General features: G+C 56.8%; 15 protein-coding genes. 9 read left to right on the top strand and 6 right to left on the bottom strand.

Annotated elements, in window-relative coordinates:
* The first annotated feature begins 2 nt into the window (after positions 1–2).
* Both BF99_RS21795 and BF99_RS0103310 read left to right on the top strand, forming a co-directional pair.
* Entirely contained in the window at positions 3–1,892 is a 1,890-nt protein-coding gene (locus tag BF99_RS21795; RefSeq protein WP_156013142.1) for a hypothetical protein, read from the top strand.
* Positions 1,879–6,852 carry an ATP-binding protein gene (locus BF99_RS0103310; RefSeq protein ID WP_156013141.1) on the top strand — a complete coding sequence of 1,658 codons (4,974 nt, stop codon included), beginning with the start codon at positions 1,879–1,881 and terminating at the stop codon, positions 6,850–6,852. The genes BF99_RS21795 and BF99_RS0103310 overlap by 14 nt, the downstream gene beginning before the upstream one ends.
* An 87-nt stretch (positions 6,853–6,939) precedes the next feature.
* Here the strand turns inward: BF99_RS0103310 and dtd are convergent, their stop codons facing one another.
* The 4 genes from dtd to BF99_RS0103280 form a co-directional block, all read right to left on the bottom strand.
* The gene (gene dtd / locus BF99_RS0103305) at positions 6,940–7,404 is read right to left on the bottom strand and encodes a D-aminoacyl-tRNA deacylase (protein WP_025769748.1); all 465 of its coding nucleotides are present in this window, start codon (positions 7,402–7,404) and stop codon (positions 6,940–6,942) included.
* 156 nt (positions 7,405–7,560) lie between these two features.
* Positions 7,561–7,965 carry a cupin domain-containing protein gene (locus tag BF99_RS0103295; RefSeq protein WP_025769747.1) on the bottom strand — a complete coding sequence of 135 codons (405 nt, stop codon included), beginning with the start codon at positions 7,963–7,965 and terminating at the stop codon, positions 7,561–7,563.
* Positions 7,966–8,034: 69 nt separating this feature from the next.
* Positions 8,035–8,751, bottom strand: coding sequence for a hypothetical protein (locus tag BF99_RS0103290; RefSeq protein ID WP_025769746.1), 717 nt, complete (start codon positions 8,749–8,751; stop codon positions 8,035–8,037).
* A gap of 370 nt (positions 8,752–9,121) precedes the next feature.
* The gene (locus BF99_RS0103280) at positions 9,122–9,445 is read right to left on the bottom strand and encodes a hypothetical protein (protein WP_025769744.1); all 324 of its coding nucleotides are present in this window, start codon (positions 9,443–9,445) and stop codon (positions 9,122–9,124) included.
* A gap of 710 nt (positions 9,446–10,155) precedes the next feature.
* Here BF99_RS0103280 and BF99_RS0103265 point away from each other — a divergent pair.
* Both BF99_RS0103265 and BF99_RS0103250 read left to right on the top strand, forming a co-directional pair.
* A complete protein-coding gene (locus tag BF99_RS0103265) occupies positions 10,156–11,010 on the top strand; it encodes a DNA-methyltransferase (RefSeq protein ID WP_197019025.1) in 855 nt (284 codons plus the stop codon).
* Between the two features lie 409 nt (positions 11,011–11,419).
* Positions 11,420–12,601 carry a pyridoxal-phosphate-dependent aminotransferase family protein gene (locus BF99_RS0103250; RefSeq protein ID WP_025769740.1) on the top strand — a complete coding sequence of 394 codons (1,182 nt, stop codon included), beginning with the start codon at positions 11,420–11,422 and terminating at the stop codon, positions 12,599–12,601.
* A gap of 456 nt (positions 12,602–13,057) precedes the next feature.
* Here BF99_RS0103250 and BF99_RS0103245 read toward each other — a convergent pair whose 3' ends face one another.
* On the bottom strand, positions 13,058–13,513 hold the full coding sequence (locus tag BF99_RS0103245; protein ID WP_025769739.1) for a hypothetical protein: 456 nt from the start codon (positions 13,511–13,513) through the stop codon (positions 13,058–13,060).
* Between the two features lie 282 nt (positions 13,514–13,795).
* Positions 13,796–14,059, bottom strand: a complete 264-nt coding sequence (locus tag BF99_RS0103240) for a hypothetical protein (protein WP_025769738.1) — start codon at positions 14,057–14,059, stop codon at positions 13,796–13,798.
* Between the two features lie 17 nt (positions 14,060–14,076).
* On the opposite strand from BF99_RS0103240, the gene BF99_RS0103235 reads away from it, so the two are divergent.
* The 5 genes from BF99_RS0103235 to BF99_RS21790 all read left to right on the top strand — a co-directional run bounded on the left by BF99_RS0103235 (position 14,077) and on the right by BF99_RS21790 (position 20,993).
* A complete protein-coding gene (locus tag BF99_RS0103235) occupies positions 14,077–15,795 on the top strand; it encodes an NAD(P)H-dependent oxidoreductase subunit E (RefSeq protein ID WP_025769737.1) in 1,719 nt (572 codons plus the stop codon).
* 146 nt (positions 15,796–15,941) lie between these two features.
* Entirely contained in the window at positions 15,942–18,728 is a 2,787-nt protein-coding gene (gene fdhF / locus BF99_RS20105) for a formate dehydrogenase subunit alpha (protein ID WP_051482756.1), read from the top strand.
* A 77-nt stretch (positions 18,729–18,805) separates the two neighbouring features.
* On the top strand, positions 18,806–19,435 hold the full coding sequence (locus BF99_RS0103220) for a hypothetical protein (protein WP_025769735.1): 630 nt from the start codon (positions 18,806–18,808) through the stop codon (positions 19,433–19,435).
* A 23-nt stretch (positions 19,436–19,458) separates the two neighbouring features.
* A complete protein-coding gene (locus BF99_RS0103215; protein ID WP_025769734.1) occupies positions 19,459–20,484 on the top strand; it encodes a DNA-methyltransferase in 1,026 nt (341 codons plus the stop codon).
* A 44-nt stretch (positions 20,485–20,528) separates the two neighbouring features.
* Entirely contained in the window at positions 20,529–20,993 is a 465-nt protein-coding gene (locus BF99_RS21790) for an acyl-CoA thioesterase (RefSeq protein ID WP_025769733.1), read from the top strand.
* The last annotated feature ends 55 nt before the right edge of the window (positions 20,994–21,048 follow it).

Here is a 21,048-nt window from a genome sequence, read left to right as displayed (position 1 = left end):
CCATGTCCGGCTCCGAGCCTCAAACGGTACAAAAGATCGTCGGAGATACTCTGACTCGGACGATGTTCGATGCAATTTGGACCAATAACTACTACAAGGTCTTTCCGGTAACGATGCAGGATTTCGATATCTCGACGATGCTACCTTCGATCTTCTATCTCTTTCGTTATGGCGAGCGTCGAGGCACCGGAGCCTTCTTCAAATTCTTCGCATTGGATGCCGAGCCTGCCAGAAAAAGCGAGAAGAAAGCGACGATCGATCAAGTCGGCAAGGCGTTGACGCAAAAAGATGACTTCAAGGGTTTCGATGACGAGACTGAAAAGGCGATCTTGGGCGACTTCCTGCTGAATTCCTGTTTGGGAAATAAGTCGTATGAACCGGGCCGCGATAAAAAGATACAAAGAGTCTATCCGACACACTATCTATCGAGTTGGATCGATCTCCCTGATCGCCAAGCCAACTTGCGTAATATACCGGAAATGATGGTTTCCATCTTGGCCGATGGTCAAGAGGAGTTCGTCAAGACCGGCAAGGATGATTCCGAAAAGGGCAAGCCGGAGAATCCCTTTGCCGTCGGTTTCGGTTCGGAGAAGAACCTTTTGATTCGAGCCTTCAATCAGGGGGTGATAAGAAGCGAAAACGCTTTGATCGATGATAGAGCATCGGATCGTTTCGATGAAAACGAGATAACCATCGGTTTGGATCAGCTGCTGATGATTCGCTTGGCTCAATTCATCGGCAAGGCTCCCGATCCATCGAGAGAGAAGGTGAAGAGCTATGTCCAACGTGCATCGGGGGCCAAGATTCCCAACCAACGTCCGATCGTCGAAAAGACGAGTCGGGAATTTTCCGAGGATATTCGTCTTTTTCTAAAATCTTATGCAAAGTCGATCCCCCGTCATTACCTGATCGAAATGCTCGAATCATGTATGGCGATCGGGTTGACATCGATGCTGACCGCAACCACCAAGGCAGTATCGTATTGGGCGGAAGAGGGTCGGATCTATGAAAAAGAGAACCAAAGACCGGCCGATCTTTTCGTTGACTGCTCGCTCGGGGTGGATAGAAACATCCGAGAAACGGCCGAGCGATCGATGGATGAGCAGCAGCGGCACATAAGAGATCTTCCCGTGATTTTGATGGTTCTTCGTATTCTCGATTTTCAAGTATCGGCCGATCCTAAAATTGATGACAAGGATTTTCCGACTTGGCCTCATTCGATAAAATGGCTGAATTTCTTGGGAGATATGCTTTATCTTCGGCATAAACAGGCGCAAAGGCTCCATCTTCGGATCGAAGATAAAACGGAAATGCTGTCGATGGAGTTGATGAAGAACTATCCGCAAGAGAATGAATATGCCGAAGCCAAGAGTCTGCTCTTAGGGGAATTGCCGAAGACGGCAAACCATGTCAACCCGATCTTTCGTTTGGCCAGAGGATTGACGAGTCTGATGGGGACATCCTATACCTACGGGAAATTCACGAGCATGATGGATTCGTGCTTCCATACCAATCGCCCCAACGGGATCGTTATCAAAAGAAAGAGGACTCAAGACGGAACGAGAGTGGATGCGAGATCCTTGGTATTGAGCGATGCGGCATTGGGATATCTCGTTCATTTACATGCGCTGCCGAAGAGAAAGGGTAGCGAGCGTTCGGAAATTTCTCTCAAAGCCTTCATCGATCTGATCCGCAAAAGATACGGATTTCATATCGATCGTTCCCCACCGGGGATGGATATATCGAATACCTGTTTGGAAAGAAATAAATCGATCCTCGAAAGGCGTTTGCGCGATCTCGGATTGCTGATCGGGGTCAACGATGCCGAATCGATGAAACGTTTGCGTCCTCGCTTCGAATTCGACAAGGAGATTCGAGATGGGATGGACTGATACACACGGTGCCTTGTTGGCCAAGGCCTTCGAAGAAGTTCTGGCGACCGACGATGCCGATTCGAAATCCCTCGAAAACGGCACCATGGCCTTCGTGCGTTGTTTGGATTCCGAGGTCATCGAGAAGGCCGCTTCCTCAAGCGAATTTTTGGTCGGAGGCTGGAAGGTCTACCGGGTTGCGGATCGTACGGACGATGCTCGTCGCACTATCACCGCGGATCGTGCGGTGGAAATTCGAGAGGATAAAAGCGATCCGGCATTGCTCTTGGTGGATACCGATCTTGCGGGTGCGGGGATGGATGGAATTTACAGCGCCGCGCGAGAGATCGACGAAGAGACGCTTTTCGGCAAAGCGAAGGGGATCGCTATTGCCAAGATAAAAAAAGAACGACTCAACCGAGTGAGTGATTTTGCAAGTAGAGCGTGTACGGAAGCGAGAAGACGAAGCGGCGTTTCCCCGTGGAGCGAATTCGATTTCCTCTGCGGTGTCTTGGATTCCGGTCGTCCGCCCGGAGAGCGCCTTCATTCGATCGGACTATGGCCGATCGATGCTTCGCAGAATGTCAGCGAAGAGCAGGATAAAAACGATCTGATTCTGTCGCGCAAATTGGCGGATCGTTTTTTCTCCGCCACATCTCGTTATTCGATCGACGAGGAATTCGAAGCCTTGGGATTGCGTCCGAGCAACGAGCAGAAAGAAAAACTGCATGAGATTCTCAATCGATCCAAGGCCGTCTCTCCCCTCGAAATGATGGCCGAGATCGGGGACGATCTTCGGATCGGAAAGATCGAAGCCGTCGATCCGGAAAATGTCGAATCGATCAATATGACGAGTTGGATAGCAAAGAACGGTCGCCCCTTCCCATGGTCGGGGCTCAAACAAAAAGAGGATGACGAGGTTCCCTCTTTGATCATCGATCCGAATGCCAAGGAGAGCGGAAAGTATTCGAAGCTCACCGTCAAATGGAAGGTCAAACCCGAGGGCATACGCAAAAACGATATTTTCTATCGGATCGTGGTCATGGCCGGAGACGAAGAAATCACCGAGCCCGTCGATCAGCCGCATTCGGGGAAGGGCGAAGAAAAGATCATCTTCACGAACGATAGTTTCACATCCCTTGACGATGATTTCAGCATCTCATCCGCCAAAGTGCTGATCAGCGTTGTCAACAAAGAGGAAGTGAGCGCAGAAAGCGAGATTTTCGCGATCGTCTCCGGGGAAACGGAAGAGGAAGAAGAAAAAGAAAGCACCGGCAAGAGGGTACGGACTTTTTCCGAAGGGGCGATCGATCTCGACGATCGAGGAAATATCGCAATTCCGGCCAAGTCTTTGGATAAGAGCAAGGGCGGGAGGATCGATCCCAAAGACTTCCTCGCCTTGACCTTCAAAGAAAACAATCGCAATAAAAATTACCGGGTCTTTTATCCCCCGTTGATACAGGAGGTGGAAAGGCAATGGGTTGCCGGCAACGGGGCGCTCGGGCGGTGGACGATCAGGGTGCGAGAATCGGGGGATTGGGCCAAAGAAAAAGACGCTTTGGAATTCAAACCGATGGAGGGATTCGCAAGAATCGACAAGTCGCATCATGAACGTCTGATGACGGCCGGTGCGAAGATGTCGAGGCTTTTCGGGCTATGCGGCGGGCCAGGGCAGATTTACGATGAAAAGAATAGCGAGATTTTCGAGACGGTTTCCGGCTATCTCAAGGCATGGTCGGATGCCTTTTCGAAAAACGATGACCCGAATCTGACGCTATGCCATACGGTGGAAGTACAGCCTCTTTCGGGAGAAAAATCCATCGGTCTGATCGTTCTTCCCTCGCATCCCTTGCGGGTTGCTTGGCATGTCGCCTATGACAATCTTTTATTGCATGCCGCATTCGAAGAATCGAAAGGTGGCCCCCCGGCAAAGGATCTTTTGAAGGAATTCGAGGGACTCGACGGAGCCATGTTCCCCGCCTTCTTGCCCAATCCCAATGCCGAAGGCGGGGCTTTCGTCTTCGCCGATACCTTGGGTTTTCATGCGGTGGGGATGGTGCCCGAGAGCAATAAAGAACCCAAAGCCTCGATCGCTATCTTGGCCCGGGCCTTGGGCGGTGCGGGTGCGGAGAATGCAAGCCCGACCACCGGGGATAAAAGCGCCAAGATATTGGGCAATGAAATTCTCAAATATATCGAATGCCATGATATCCGCCGCGATGATATCCCGCGACAGATCCGCATCCATGCCATGCGCGCCGGAGCGGGGCTGACCGTTGCCCGGGCTTTGGGCGAGGTATTCCAAGAGGAGGAGGCGAGGGATAAAAAAATGCGGGGAGATGAGGAAGCGGAGAGCGGCCCTCTATTCCTCTTGGAGTTCTATCCATCGAAAGAACAACGCTCGGTCGCCGGGCGTTTCATCGCCGAAGCGACGGAAAAACGCAGGCGCGGAGCCGGAACCCTGGAAGCCAGAGATCGATGGATGCTCGATTCCGTCAGGCTCCACGGGGATATCAATATGCCGCGCTTGCGCTGGGCGAAACGCAATCATGAGGTTCCGGATCAGGCGGCCCATCTTGCGATCGCCTTCGATACCTTCGATTCCAATGTCGTATCCGTGGACGGGGAGGGCCGATCTTCGCCCGCCCCCGCTCCTTTTTATGCCTTCGGGCTGCTTTCTTTTTTCGATCGGGAATACGAGAACTCGCCGATGCCGGTTTGGCATAGCGTGGTGCGCCCGGCGGGCAAGGGGGAGAGGCAAGGAGAAAAACACCCTTCGAAAAGGGCGCATTCCGAACGCTTGAATCGCTTGCAACAAGCGATCTATCAAGCAACGGCTCGGCATATCGGGGCGAAGGCCAAAGATCCGTGGCCGGTTCTAAAAACCGGTATCTCGGATGAAAAAGAAAGGAGCCTCAAAAATATCCACAGGCGATGCGATTGGGTGATCACCTTGGATCGCAATGCCGGGGTCGAATATTTCGATTCCCCTCGTGATAACCGGGATGTTTACGATACGTATGTGATCGATTGCGTGCCGGAGCGAGATGATCTCGGCTGCCTGCAGCTGGTCACATCCACCGGCAATTTGGAGGAGATGCACGATATCTTGGCCCGCGCCTTGGGCGATATGGGTCTCGATCATAGCGCTAGGAATACGAAATTTCTGATGCAAAGCCTCAAAGCATTGAGCGGAAGGCTCGTGATTCGATTGACCGGCAATATCCAAGCGCAGATATCGGAGATCGTCGCTCTGGCTTTTTCTCATGCTCTTTGCAATAACAGATCCAAAGACGACGAGTGCTCACTGCCCCTCGATCAGGGATTTTTCATCCCCGTCGACGATGTTTTGGATATCCTGCCGCCTTTGCAAGAAGGGGGCGAGAGAATCAAGGGCATTCGTCCGGATCTGATCTATGTTTCGGTGAGCCCTCGTCGGGGTCTTCGCTTTCAATTCATCGAGGTGAAATATCGCTCCAATCTATATAGCGCAAGAGATCCGGATCTGCTGGAAAGGATCGAAAAACAAATAGGCACCCTTCGCGATCGATGGGAAAAGGGTTATTTCGAGGAAAAACGCCAATCCATACGGTCGATTCGGCGAGCCAAACTCGCCCGCGTGCTGCATTTCTATGCGAAAAAAGCGCAGCGGCATTGTCTTTCGGATGAGAAATACAAGGAAATTACCGCCGAGATCGACAAGATGATCGAAAAGGGCGGGGATTATTCCTTCTCGAATTCCCAAGACAAGGAGCCCAAGGATGATCGGGGCTGGGTATTTTGCCCCGAATATTCATCGAAGAAGCCGACCAAGATATCGCTCGATGACGGGGATACGAGTATCTATCTTTTCGGCCCTGCGGATCTGTTGGATTCGATGCCTCGCCGGCGACCCGATACGAACGATCATTCGCCGGAACCGACTCAAGACCCGACCTCCCCCTCGATCCGCTTCGGAAAGGATCGGCATACCGGAGCGGATGTCGATTGGAGCGTGACCATCAAAGGCAATCCCCATCTTTTGATCGGCGGGTTGCCGGGGATGGGCAAGACCACTTGTTTGCTGAATCTTTGCAAGCAGATGAGCGCCAAGGGAATCGTGCCGATCATCTTTTCCTTCCATCAAGATATCGACGAAAAACTCGTCGAGGAGATCGATTCGACGCGCTTCGTCGATTTCGACGGGCTTGATTTCAATCCCTTGCAGGTCATGGACCGAGCCCATCGCAATGCCCACCTCGATGCGGCGGGGGCGATCCGGGATATTTTCTTGGCGATTTTTCCCGGTCTCGGAAGTATCCAAGCGGGAAGGATTCGAGAGGCGGTCAAACAAAGTTTTATCGAGAAGGGCTGGGGGAAGGGTGATATCTCGGATGAAATGCAAACCCCTAAGTTCGGTCGCTTCGTCGAGATTCTAAGGCAGGAACCGAAGCCGGATCAGGGCTTGCGCAACTTGCTGACCCGTTTGGACGAACTCGAGGATTACGGGTTTTTCAAGACCCGAGAGGTCAAGAGCAGTCTATGGGATAGCGACAAGCCGATCGTGATTCGGGTGCACCGCACGCAAAATGACAATCTTCAAAGGGCATTCGCCTCGTTGGTGTTTTACGGTCTTTATAAAGATATGTTTCAACGCGGCCTGCAAGATCGAATCACCCATGCGTTGATCTTCGACGAGGCGCATCGTGCCGCCGGTTTGAAGTTGATCCCCACCATGGCCAAGGAATGTCGAAAGTACGGCATTTCTTTGGTGCTTGCATCGCAAGAGGCGAAGGATTTCGATCCTTCGGTTTTTTCCGCGATCGCGAATTATCTGGTTCTAAGGCTCAACGAGGCCGATGCCAAATCGCTGGTGCGCAATGTGGCGGGTTCGCAGCAGGAGCGAGATCTGATGGATCGGATCAAGCAGATGGAACGCTTCGAAGCCTTCTATTTTCAAGAGGGGCGGAGAAAGCCCAATTTGGTGGGGCTTTCTTCTTGAAGCCCTTGCCGGGTTGTCGGGTCCCCGAGCGGGTTCGATAGCGTTTTCAGATATCGAGCGGTGGGCGTCGGGATGGGCGCCGAGATATCACCCCTTCGCATCGCCGCCGGCGGGATTCACCCGCAAGGTGAAGGTGATCGGGCCGTCGTTGGCCAAGACCACGCGCATGCGGGTGGCGAAGCGGCCGCTTTCGACCACCTTATGATGCGAGCGAGCGAAATCCAGTGCGTGCTCGAAAAGCCTGCGCCCGATCTCCGGGGGCGCGGCGGGGGAAAGCCCGGGGCGGGCACCGGAGCGAGTGTCGGCGGGAAGGGTGAATTGCGGTACCAAGAGCAGGCCGCCCCCGGTATCGGCGAGGCTCAAATTCATCTTGCCCTTATCGTCGGAAAAAACGCGGTAGCCGATCAATCGTTCGATCAGGCGCTCGGCTTCGCGCTCGCTGTCGCCGCGTTCCACCCCGATCAGCGTCATCAGTCCGCGATCGATGGCCCCGACGACCCCGCCTTCGATCTCCACCCTCGCAAAATCCACGCGCTGCAAAAGGCCGATCATCTGCTTGACTCGATCATTTTTTGTCGACTCGATCAACGACCAAGATGACGGTTCGAGGATAAAAGCCCCACCATATCGCCCGATAACGAACGCATGGATTCTCGTTCGATTCGCTCTCGATTCGCCGGCCCGAAAGACTTCCCCGAAACAAAGACCTTAGGGAGCCTTTGTGATCTCGGTCGAGAAGTTCGCAGGGGAGACGATCTCCAGCACCTTGAAGTCCTCGGAGCAGGCGATTTCCCGATGACGGATCTTAGGTGGTTGGAGAACGCAATCCCCGGGCTCGAGGCGGTGAATGCCTTGGCCTTCGTATTCGAATTCCCCCCAGCCTTCGAGCACCAATACGAGTTGGAAATCGCAATGGTGCCGATGCCATTTTTGCACCTCGTCATCGGCCTTTTTGCCGTTCGCGCGGATGATATGGGCGATATATCGACCGCCGGTTCCCTTCTCGATGCCAAGATCTCGGTATTCGAAAATCTCTCGCAGACCGGGATTCCAAAGGGCCTCGGAGGCCTTTGCATGCACGAAATCGAATCCGCGCTCGCTCTTTTCGGTCATCGATGATTCCCCCTTGTTCTTTTTTTCGAAAACGATCGATCCTTCGAAAAAAATCGATCGCCGAGGCTTTCAATCATCCATCTGTTCGCGCTCGCCCGCCGGAGACCTAGGTCGCAGGCCGTAAAGCCCGGAGCGGGACATCTTGGGAAGCATCGCCCCGCTTTCGAGCACCTCCACCGGGGATGCATCATCGCCGAGCGCGGCGAAGAGTTTCGTTTGCTCTTCCAAGGGCCAAGACAGCATCTCCTGACCCACGCGGTAGGTATAGCCAGGACCCATTCGGCGCGTGATACGAAGACCGGAAGGCTCGCAATCCACCCGTAGACGGCGCACGAATTGGCGCGTGATCGATTCCACCGCCAGCCACCCCGCGCTATCGAGGAAAAGAGCGGTGACCGCATCGTCCGCGGCCATCAGTTCGTCGATGGCACTGTCCAAGGCGCTCCCGGCGGTGAGCGCAAAGACCAGGACGGAGTCGCTCTCGTGGAGAAAATGCGGGAAAGCCCCGCACTCGAAACACTCCCCGCTCGCCAGCGTCAGTCGCGATTCGATGCACGATTCGATCGCTATTCGTCGGTAGCCGGCTTCCCCGGCGGTGATGTCATCGGCGATATCCGCCGCTTTTTTCGCCGCCCGACGAATGGGGCGACGCACCTTTTCCGGCTCGCGATAGCCTTGGAGACGCAAGATCCGATCCACCGGAATACTCACCGGCTCGGCCGCGAAATATCCGGCGGCACCGAGGGCGGGGATCAGGGAGTCGGAAGGGGTCGGGGTTTCGCTCATGCCATATCCAAGGTCATGCAATCGATCGAGACCGGGGGATCAAGGCGCGCCGATGAAGGGATCGATGACAACCCCCGTTTGCGGATAGGACGAGATGGCGTTCGAAAGGACGCATCGATGGATAACAAAGTGGCGCGATCGATCGGATGCCTCCATGAAGATATCCGCTCCGTTGCGATTATCAAGGGGGCGGTCTTGGGTCCTCGGTCCTCGAAAAAATCCCCGAAGCATCGGATGCGATGGACCGATGCGAATATCCCGCTCGATGGCCAAGGCAAAGATCCAAGGAACCAAGACCTCGAGCGCCATTCGATGAAGGGCGCCAAGAGCGTGCCGCTTTCGATGATACGATAAAAATAACGATGTCTTTTCAAAAGCCCCCTATTTTTTCGATCGTCGCCCCGATCACCTCGAAACGCGCGTTTTCCTCGGATTCGGGGTCTTCCAACTCGTCCGTGTAATCGACGAGAGGGGATTCGGCAAGCCGTTGAGCCAAGAGCATCGCCGCCAATGTCTCGTCGCTCCCGTCGTAGTCGTCCTCGGTCACATCGAGCTCGGTGAGGGCGTCCTCCGTTCCGAACCAATCGAGAAGGGATGGATCTTCTCGCACCGCATTCAAGGCGCTGCCCCGAGCGGCCTCGGGTTCTTGGCTATCGATCGAGACGATATCCTCGAAGTCTATCCGGTGGCTCACTTATTCCTCCTTACAGTTTTCGAAAGCAGGAGTCGGGTTCGAAAAAAGGCTCGATCGCTCCTCGATCGCTCTTTCGCAGCGAAGTCGATCGCGCCTCGTGATGGAGTTCCCATCGGCCTTCGAAGAGGGCCGGGATGATTTCATTTGCCTTTGCGCACCGATATCCCTTGTCAAGTCCCTTGCCACGTTCCTTGGGGTGCTCCAAGAAACAGCCCTCCCCGAGAAGGAATTATAAGAGTCTTGGGGATATCGTTCGATGCTCGATATCACCGAGATCCCGAGATCTCGATTTTGGAAGCAAACGCTTTTCCTCCCAGACTCCCTTCGCCCTTCGCCCTTCCCCCCATCGCAAGGGTCATCGCCCACCCAAGGCGAACACGAATCGCGCCGATTGCATGCGATGGGCATACGAATCGGAAAGGGGGTTGCCAACCCCTTTCTTCAAAGCGATGGGTTGATATTCGGCGCTATCCGATATAATTCCCCCTTTCAAGGGGTCGGGATTGGGCGGATTTTCGTCCGTTTTCCGACGATTTTCGCGAAGATCGATCATCGCGCGCTTCAAGGCTCGAAGGCTTCGATGCGCGCCGATCGCTCTGTTTTTTCTGTCTCGATGAGTTTTTCGTTGACCGGATCGGATGGGGTTATCGGGTGGATAGCCCTCTTTCGATCGATGCCGCGGGACCATCATCCCCAAGGGAAGGCATTGGATGATCATAGAAGATGCCGAGAAAATCGAGATGCTGCCGCAGATGCGGCAAGACATCTTTCGCAAAAGCCATGCTCTTTCCGGAAGGGTGCGTCTATATCAGGCCGATTGCTTGGAAGTGATGGATCACTATATCGAGCACGTCGGGGAGGAAGGGTGTTTCGATCTGATCTTCGCCGACCCGCCTTATTTTCTCTCGAACGGCGGCACCACCTGTCATGGTGGAAAGAGGGTGAGCGTCGACAAGGGTGAATGGGATCGCTCCCAAGGGGCCGATATCAATCATGCGTTCAACACCGCTTGGCTTTCGCGCTGCCAAAAATTGCTTCGGCAAGACGGAGCCCTTTGGGTTTCGGGGACCCATCACATCATCCACTCCGTGGGATTTGCGATGCAGCAGTTGGGGATGAAGATCCTCAATACCGTCATCTGGCAAAAGCCGAATCCGCCGCCGAATCTCTCGTGCCGATACTTCACGCATTCTTTCGAGACCCTGTTATGGGCGGCAAAGAGCGAGAAATCCAAGCATGTTTTCAACTATCCGGAGATGCGCGAGGAAAACGGCGGTATGCAGATGAAGGATATCTGGACCATACCGGCGCGCGAAAAGACGAATGAAACGGGCTATGAATCGATCGAGCGGCATCCGACGCAAAAACCGGTTGCATTGCTCGAACGCATCGTCCGCGCCGGCAGCCATCGAAACGATTTGATCTTCGACCCCTTTGCCGGCAGCGCCTCCACCGGCGTGGCCGCCCTTTTGAACGATCGGCAATTCGTCGGCTGCGAACTCGAACCCGAATATTTTCAGATGGCGGTCGCAAGGCTGGAAAAATTCCAAGCCTCCGATCCGTAGCCTAGGTTGTCAAGGGGTCGTCGAGTGGTTGCCGATAGGGATAATAGGAAATGGCATATCCGTGAGTTCACCCTCCAAGGATGATTCGTCAATGACGAGCCGCCGCCGACGATGGCCGAGCAAAGCATATAAAGCGAGGTGATAGGGTTTTTATATAACGATCGATGGGCCTCATCTTCATATCGAAAAGGATGGCTTTCATCGCTTCCCCGATGTACGAAAGTCAAGATGCAAGAGAATCGATGCGATATCGCAAGAAGGTCATCTTGAAAACCGGTAATCGATGAAACGATCCGGATGGACAAAGGGGGGCTTCGATCGATATCGAGCATCGGATATTGCGCCGATCCGATGGTGTATTCTTCAATCGATCGATTGCAGTTCGAAACCAAGATAGGGCACTAAGAGCATGAACGAAGCGGCGGGACGACATTTTCTGCAGATCCCGGGGCCGACCAATGTCCCCGGTCGTATCCTGCGGGCGATCGAGCGACCGACGATCGACCATCGGGGTCCGGCTTTCGCCGGGTTGGGCAAAAAAGTCCTGTCCGGGATGCGGCAAATCTTCGCAACGAAGGCCTCGGTATCGATTTTTCCTTCATCGGGCACCGGCGCTTGGGAAGCGGCGCTTGTCAATACCTTGCAGCCGGGTCAACGGCTATTGATCTGCGAGACCGGACATTTCTCGACCCTTTGGGCGAAGATGGCCGCTCGTTTGGGTCTCGAGGTGGAGGTCATCGAAGGGGATTGGCGAAGCCCTGCGGATCATCGAAGGATAAAGTCCGCTCTCGCCGCCGATTCCGCGCAGGCCATCAAGGCCGTGGCGGTGGTGCATAACGAGACCTCCACCGGAATCGTCAGCGATATTCCCAAGGTGAGAGCCGCCATCGACGCCGCCTCCCATCCGGCGTTGCTGCTGGTCGATACCATCTCCTCCTTGGGCTCGATCGACTATCGCCATGATGAATGGGGGGTGGATGTCAGCATCGGGGGTTCGCAAAAAGGCCTGATGTTGCCGCCGGGGCTCGGCTTCAATGCCATCAGCGACAAAGCCTTGGCCATCGCTCGTTCGGGGGGCATGGCGCGCTCCTATTGGGATTGGGATGCGATGCTCGAAGCGAACGAGAGCGGCTATTTCCCTTATACCCCGGCCACCAACTTGCTCTTCGGTCTCGCCGAGGCCATCGACATGCTCTTGGAGGAGGGGCTTGTCAATGTCTTCGCCCGCCACGACCGCCATGCCGAGGCGACGCGCCGGGCGGTCTGCGGATGGGGGCTGGAGTTGTGGGCTCGTCGATTGGAAGAGCAATCATCGTCCTTGACCGCGGTGCTTCTTCCCGACGGACACAGCGCCGATGCCTTGCGACGCACCATCTTGGAGTGTTTCGACATGTCCTTGGGCAACGGTCTCGGGCGCTTGAACGATCGGGTCTTTCGTATCGGGCATTTGGGGGCCTTCAACGATCCGATGCTCGCCGGGACGCTCGCCGGGATCGAGATGGGGCTGGAATTGGCGCAGGTGCCCCATCGTCGAGGCGGGGTCGGGGCGGCTTTGGAATACTTGGCGCAAGAGGCGAAGTCCCGCTTTTGAATCCCGCCCCGCTAGCATCGATATCGAATCCGATCGAGATTCGAAAGCGATATCGACCATCAAGATCGATCCCTCGATCGAAGCGGATTCGATCATGGCCGCCCTTCGGATCCGCCGGGGGGACGAGTGCACGAAGAATGCGCACTACGAGAGGCCTCGTAGGCAATATCACCGGGCAATCGGTAGGATAGGAGATTGATAAACTCTCCAATTTTCTGCCCTGACAATGCAAATAAAGCGGCATCGATGCGGAACCCTTCAATGAGGCGTTCGAGATGTCAAGCGAGTTCGCATTATCGAGGATGCGCTTTGCAGGCACCCGACGAATCTTCGATTAATGTTCACTCAAGAGAGGGTGGCGGATAAAAAAGGGGTAGCCTGATATGCGTAAAAGAATGGCCAAGCCAAAGGGAAAGGGGCTCGCATGGAGCCCCTTTTTTATTGCATATCACTCGTTCATGTGGCAAACCAAGCGACTATGAAGAAGATCATCAACGGCGACACTTGCATCGGACGCTCATCCTCGCTGAAATCCACCGTAGTGTCGTTATTCACCAGATGAAAGCAAGAGTACGCATCGACGGCGCAAAGCGGGTCGGTTTCCAGTTTGATGCTTTCGCTGTCATCATCAGGCTCGACCTTCAAATGCCCCGATTGCCCGTTATAAGGGTCTCCATTGCAACCCCCGGAACAATCCATCGCCGTCTGGATGCCAAACAACGCATCGGCTTGATCTAGCGTCTTGACATTCTCATTCAGCCACTCGATTGCGGCGGTCTGCATCTCTTGTTCGACCGAAGACCGATACTGAATTCCGCCTTGACCGGTCGCTTCTTGCGGATCCGCATGAACCGCCCCGACGAAGCCGAAGAGCATCATCACCGCTGCACCTACCGCCATGAATTGTTTCATCGTCTTGTTCCTCTTGCCGGTTGCTGACTGCCGATTGTGGATTGACGCATCGTTTCGAAAACCTGACTCCACTATTAGCAAATTCAGGGAGTGTTGTCAACCCCTTTCTTCAATGCGATTGGCTGATATTCGGCACCACAATATCGACTCCATAAAAGCCTGTCACCGCTCTGCCCGGTCTTGAGGAATCTCGAGCACCCTTAGGCTTTCGATGCCTCGATCGTCGACGATATTGACGGCTACCCGTCGATGCTCGTGCCGGGAGCGGATAACCTTCGGTTGTCACATCTGACCAAGCCCGCCGAATGAAGACAGAAAAAAGCGCCGCCCGATAATCTTTTCGCCTTTTTCCATTCCAATTGGCTTTATATTTGCCACTTTTAGCATTGTGCGAGCCCCGTCGACATGGTCGCATCCGCTGGATACGGGTATTTCCATGGTTTCTTCGTCTTCCCCGACAAGGGGGTGACCACGAGAAATCCCCGTCATCCACCGGAAGATGCGCGCTTTTGAGCCCGACGGTGCGAACGATCTCTCGCCCTTCATCCGATATCCGAAAACGCATGCCACCTGAACATCACGAGGCGCCTCGTCGCCGCCGTCATCCCGGATCCGGCCGCGGAGCCGCTCGTCCCTTTCCCAAAGGAAGGCAGGTCGATCCGAAGGCCTTGGAAGAGGTTCGAGATCTGCTCGGCGATCGCCCGAGGCTGCGCGATCTGCTGATCGAGCATCTGCATCTGATCCAAGACAAGTTCGGCTGCATCGGTGCCGCTCACCTCGCCGCCTTGGCCCAAGAGATGCGCTTGCCGATGGCGGAGGTCTTCGAAGTCGCCACCTTCTACGCCCATTTCGATGTCCTGCGCGAGGGCGAGCCTTCGCCGCCGCCGATAACGATACGGGTCTGCGACAGCCTGTCGTGCGAACTGGCCGGCGCCAAGGCCCTGCTCGAGCGTCTTCCCTCGCAGATCGACGAAGGGCAAGTGCGGGTGATTCGCGCACCTTGCATGGGTCGCTGCGACCGCGCTCCGGTGGCCGAAGTCGGCCATCGCCATGTCGATCATGCGGATGAATCATCGATCCGGGCCGTCGTGGAGTCCGGCGATTTCTCCCCCCGCATTCCCGATTACCGCCCCTTGGCCGCCTATAGGGACGATGGCGGTTACGACCTTCTACGCCGCTGCTTGGGCGAGGAGATCGATTTCGACGCGATCGCCGGGATATTGGACGAGTCCGGGCTGCGAGGGCTGGGCGGTGCGGGATTTCCCACCGGACGCAAATGGCGCATCGTGCGCAGCTTCGCCGGGCCGAGACTGATGGCGGTCAACGCCGACGAGGGGGAGCCGGGCACCTTCAAAGATCGCCATTATCTGGAGAGCGACCCGCATCGCTTTCTCGAAGGGGTCTTGGTCGCCGCCTGGGCCGTCGAAGCGCAGGCGGTCTATCTCTATCTTCGAGACGAATACCCCTTCATTCGCGAGTTGCTGTTGCGCGAAATCGCGGCACTGGAAGACGCCGGGCTCATCCCCCACACCCGTATCCATCTTCGCCGGGGCGCCGGGGCCTATATCTGCGGCGAGGAGTCCTCGATGATCGAATCGATCGAGGGCAAGCGCGGCCTGCCTCGACACCGCCCGCCTTATGTGGCGGAGAAAGGGATCTTCTCTCGCCCCACCTTGGTGCAAAATGTCGAAACCCTCTACTGGATTCGCGATATCGTCGAAAAAGGCCCGCAGTGGTTCGCAAGCCAAGGACGAAACGGAGGCAAGGGGCTTAGAAGTTATTCGGTTTCCGGGCGGGTTGCATCCCCCGGGGTGAAACTGGCTCCGGCGGGCATCACCTTGCGCGAACTCGTCGATGAATTCTGCGGCGGCATGCTCGAAGGCCATCGCTTACGCGGCTACCTGCCCGGCGGGGCCTCCGGCGGCATCCTGCCGGCATCGATGGCGGATCTGCCGCTCGAATTCGGATCTTTGGAAAAGCACGGTTGTTTCGTCGGCTCCCATGCGGTGGTGGTGCTCTCGGATCGGGATGACATGAAGGCGGTGGCCCTCAACTTGATGCGCTTTTTCGAAGACGAGAGTTGCGGGCAGTGCACGCCTTGTCGCGTGGGAACGGCCAAGGCGGTGCGTTTGATGGACAAGGATGTTTGGGACGAAGCTCTGCTTGCCGAACTCGGACAGGTCATGAGCGACGCTTCGATTTGCGGGCTCGGGCAGGCGGCGGCCAATCCGCTCAATGCCGTGCTGCGATATTTCAAAGAAGAGGCGGGGCTTTCGCGCTAGATGCCGCTTTTTCGTCCCTCTCGCCGATGAGATCGTCATGAGAAGCGCCTGCGAGATCATCGACGAGACGCCGGATAGTCATGGCCGATGCTTGAGCGCCCCGATAATCCGCCGAAGAAATCCGTAAGAACCGGGAAAATCGAAAGATGCCTTCGACCAACGAACTATCGACCGACCAAATATCGATCGACCGAACGATACGTTTCACCTTGGACGGTCGGCCGGTCGAAGCCCGCCCCGACGAGACCATCTGGCAGGTCGCGCAGCGCATCGGCACCGATATCCCCCATCTTTGCTATGCCGACGAACCCGGCTACCGCCCCGATGGCAATTGCCGCGCCTGCATGGTCGAGATCGAAGGCGAGCGGACCCTCGCCGCCTCCTGTCAGCGTCTCGTCGCTCCCGATATCGAGGTGCGCACCGGCAGCGACCGCGCCCTCTTCTCGCGCAAGATGGTGATGGAACTCCTGCTTGCGGATCAGCCGCCTCGCGAGAACGCCCACCGACACGATGCCGAGATCTGGCAATGGGCCGAGCGCCTCGATCTGCAAGGCAGCCGCTTTCCCGCCCACGCCTCCCCCGCCCCCGATGCCAGCCATCCGGCGATGCGGGTGCAGCTCGATGCCTGCATCCACTGCAATCTTTGCGTGCGCGCATGCCGCGAGGTGCAGGTCAACGATGTGATCGGGATGGCGGGGCGCGGATCGAAGGCCAAGATCGTCTTCGATTTCGACGATCCGATGGGGCAAAGCACCTGCGTCGCCTGCGGGGAATGCGTCCAGGCATGCCCGACCGGGGCGTTGATGGAATCCTCCTTGGTGGATGAGACGGGTAAAGATCGCCGCTTGGCGCTCGAAGAGGTCGATAGCGTTTGTCCCTATTGCGGGGTCGGTTGTCAGATCACCTACCAAACGCGGGAAAATCGGATCATGGCGGTGCAGGGCCGCAACGGTCCGTCCAATCGCAAGCGTCTATGCGTCAAGGGTCGCTTCGGATTCGATTACGTCGCCCATCCCCACCGTCTTCGCACCCCTTTGATCCGGCGCGATGATGCCCCCAAATCCGCCGATTGCGAGATCGATCCCGCCGATCCCTTCACCCACTTTCGCCCGGCGAGCTGGGAAGAGGCTCTGGATCGCGCCGCCGCCGGCTTCGTTGCTATCGCTGAGCGAGACGGCTCTTCCGCCCTATCCGGCTTCGGCTCCGCCAAGGGCTCGAACGAGGAGGCCTATCTCGTCCAGAAGTTGGTCCGCCAGGGTTTCGGCACCAACAACGTCGATCATTGCACGCGCCTTTGTCATGCCTCTTCCGTGGCCGCACTGCTCGAGGGGATCGGCTCGGGGGCGGTGACCGCACCGTTCACCGCTTGCGAGGAGTCCGATGTCATCATCGTGATCGGGGCCAATCCGGTCGAGAATCACCCGGTGGCGGCCACCTTCTTCAAACAGGCGGCCAAGCGTTCGACGCTGATCGTCATGGATCCTCGAGGCCACTCCCTGCGCCGCCACGCCACGCACATGCTGCAGTTTCGCCCCGGCACCGATGTCGCTTTGCTCAACGCCCTGCTCAATGTCATCATCACCGAGGAGCTCTACGATCGGCAATATATCGAGGCTAAGGTCTCGGGTTTCGAGTCCTTGGCTCGCCATATCAAGGATTTCACGCCGGAGGAGATGGCTCCGATCTGCGGTATCGAAGCCGATCTCCTGCGCAAGGTCGCTCGCACCTACGCCCGCGCCGAGCGGGGGATCATCTTCTGGGGGATGGGGATCTCGCAGCATACCCACGGCACCGACAATGCCCGCTGCCTGATCGCCTTGTCGATGATCACCGGGCATGTCGGTCGCCCCGGCACCGGACTCCATCCCCTGAGGGGCCAGAACAACGTCCAAGGCGCCTCGGACGCCGGATTGATCCCGATGGTATTTCCGGATTATCAATCGGTGGAGAGCGAGGAGATCCGCGCCCGCTTCGAGGATCTTTGGGGGCGAGCGCTCGATGCCGAACGCGGTCTGACCGTGGTGGAGATCATGGATGCGGTCCATGCGGGGACGATCAAGGGCATGTACATCATGGGCGAGAATCCCGCGATGTCCGATCCGGATGTCGGGCATGCCCGCGCCGGTCTCGCCCGCTTGGAACATCTGGTGGTGCAGGATATCTTCCTGACCGAGACCGCCTTCCATGCCGATGTGGTGTTGCCGGCATCGGCGTGGCCGGAAAAGGACGGGACGGTCACCAATACCAACCGCCAAGTGCAGATGGGGCGCGCAGCCCTCGCCCTGCCCGGCGAAGCCCGTCAGGATTGGTGGATCATTGGGCAAATTGCCCGACGGATCGGCCTTGACTGGCAATATGAAGGGCCGGCCGATGTATTCGCCGAAATGCAAGGGGTGATGCCCTCGCTCGACAATATCTCATGGGATCGACTGCGCGCCGAGAGCGCGGTCACCTATCCTTGTCCCGCTCCGGATCGCCCGGGGATGGATATCGTTTTCGGCGAGGGCTTTCCGACGCCGGACGGCCGCTCGCGTCTCGTGCCCGCCTCGATCATTCCGCCGAACGAGCAGCCGGATGAGCGCTATCCGATGGTTCTGACCACCGGTCGGCAGCTCGAGCACTGGCATACCGGAGCGATGACCCGCCGCGCCGATATGCTGGATCGTTTGGAGCCGGAGGCGGTGGCCAGTATCTCCCCCGTCGATTTGCGCAATCTCGGCATCGAAGCCGGCGATCTCGTGCGAGTTCAGACCAGGCGAGGAGAGATCGAACTCAAAGCCCGAGCCGATACCGCCGTCCCTCAGGGCATCGTTTTCATCCCCTTTTGCTATGCCGAGGCCTCCGCCAATCGCCTGACCAACCCCGCCCTCGATCCATTCGGCAAGATCCCGGAATTCAAATATTGCGCGGCGAGAGTGGAGGCCGTGTCGTAAAAGCCCGTCTCGTAAGATGTCATGTCTCGATGATCGTAAGATCCGAGAGCCCATATCGCCCTTAAAGGAGGCAGGAGATGGTGATCCGAGCGCTTTTTTCGCTGATCGGTATTTGCCTTGTCGGTAGCGCGCTGGCCGCCAGCGTGATACAGGTGCAATTCCCCGAGCTCGTCGAGGATGCCGAGAAGATCGCGGTGGGAACGGTGGGCGATATCACGGTCGTCCACGACGCCGCCCAAGACGGCTTGCCGGTCACGAGAGTGCGTTTCGATTCGCTCAACTGGTGGAAAGGCGGCAACGACGAGCGCACCATCACCGTGGAATTCGTCGGCGGGGAGATGCCCGACGGGTCGGTGATCCATGTCGCAGGCATGCCCGTATTCAAAGTAGGGGAGGAGCATCTTCTGTTTTGGAAAGACGGGCGCCGCTATATCAATCCCTTCGTGGGGTGGTGGCAGGGACACTACAAGGTCGAGGTCAATCAGGCGGGGCAGTCGGTGGTGAAATGGCCGCAAAGGATGATCCCGCCCGAGCCGGAAGGCGAGGGATCGAAAGGCGCGGCATCGTCGAGCGCGTCCTCCGGTGGAGATAGCCCTCGTTCTTCCACGCTCCATGCCGGTCTCGCCGCTCCCAAGGGCAATGAGCCGGTCGAGGAAATCTCCGTCGATCTGCTCAAGCAGCGGGTGCTATCCGAAATGGCGAAATAGACGATTCATCGGACGATTCGATCATGAGCGATATCGATACGAGGACCCTGATCGAGATCCGGGCCACGGTCAATCAATGGCTGATGGCGAATTTCACGACGCATCGGGAATATCTTTGCCATCACCGTCCCGTTTCGGATCCCGGATCCGGCGGGTGGCTCGTGAGTTTGGCGACCAAGAAATTCAACGGTCGATCCATCCACTTGGGCACCTTGGCCCTCGACGATAGCGGAGCCGTCGTGCGCGCCGACGATCCCGCCGCGATCGCCCGCAGCATCGATCGCATGCTCGAAAGCGAGACCGAGGACGAGCGATTCGACGATTGCCTCGAAGGCCCGGACTATCGCTTCGCCAAGGGCGATGGCGTACAGGCGGCAGGGCGATTGCCGAACGAGTCGATCGATCTGCTCTTGACGGATCCGCCATACGGTATCAGCGCCCCTTACGGTTGCGAAAGCCAGATCCCCAGACGCCTACGCACGAACGGGCGTGATTTCATCATGCCCAAAGGCAATTTCGGGGATTGGGATAAGGAGGTCGATCCCGAGAAGTGGTTGAATATCGTTCTCCCGAAGGTATCGGGATGGACCGTGAGTTTTTGTGCGCAGGCCCAAATCGGCGCCTATCAAGCGTGTTTGCGAGAACATCGATTCGTCGCCGTCGGCACCCTCGTATGGCAAAAGACGAATCCGGTTCCCTTCAATGCCAAACACAAACCGGTCAATGCTTGGGAGGCGATCGTCGTCGGCAAACGCCCCGGCACCAAGTTCCACGGCAACGGCGTCGTTCACAATGTTTTCAAATACCGATCGCCATCCCCCCAAATTCGGATCCATCCCACCCAAAAGCCCCTCGACTTGCTTGTTCGATTCGTGGAGATGTTCAGCGCACAAGGGCAGACGGTCTTCGACCCCTTCGCCGGCAGCGGCAGCACCTTGATCGCCGCCGTGCATTCGCAACGAAAGGCCATCGGCTACGAAGCATCCGAGAAAATATACCAAGCGGCATGCGCACGCATCGAAGGCGAAATCGATGCCCGCTTCGGATAAAACGACATTTCGGACAATGTGAATCGATTTTGAGGAAATCCTCCATGACTCAGACGACTTCGAGCGATGCGCAGTGCGCCGGATTCGATCCCAAAGATCCCTCCTCCTACTCGCATTGGACGACGATCACCATCCGTTTCGCCGATGAGGATCGCATGGGCCATGTCAACAACTCCGCCTATTCGGTATGGGTCGAGGCCGCCCGGGTGCCTTTTTTCACGCATTTGATGAAGGCGAAGCCCGAGTGGCTCGATACCGTGCTCGCCCGGCAGACGATCAACTTCTGGCACGAGACCAACTACCCCGGCGAGGTGCGCATCGGCGGGCGGCTGGTATCGGTGGGGAATCGCTCCGTGCAATCGGCCTACGCCGTCTTTCGAGATGGTCGCTGCCTTGCAAGCGCCGAATGCGTCAACGTCTTTTTCGATCACCGAACTCGCCGGGCCGCCGATCCCACCCCTGAGATTCGTTCGGCGATGATCCAAGCCATCGAGCGCGATCGTTCCTAGACAAGCGTTCCTGGACAAGGCGCACGCTTCGATCCGGGATATGTGAATTCGGAAC

This window comes from Thioalkalivibrio sp. HK1, from assembly GCA_000583135.1.
In the GTDB taxonomy this organism is placed as follows: Bacteria; Pseudomonadota; Gammaproteobacteria; order HK1; family HK1; genus HK1.
This window is presented reverse-complemented; position numbering and strand designations above follow the sequence as displayed.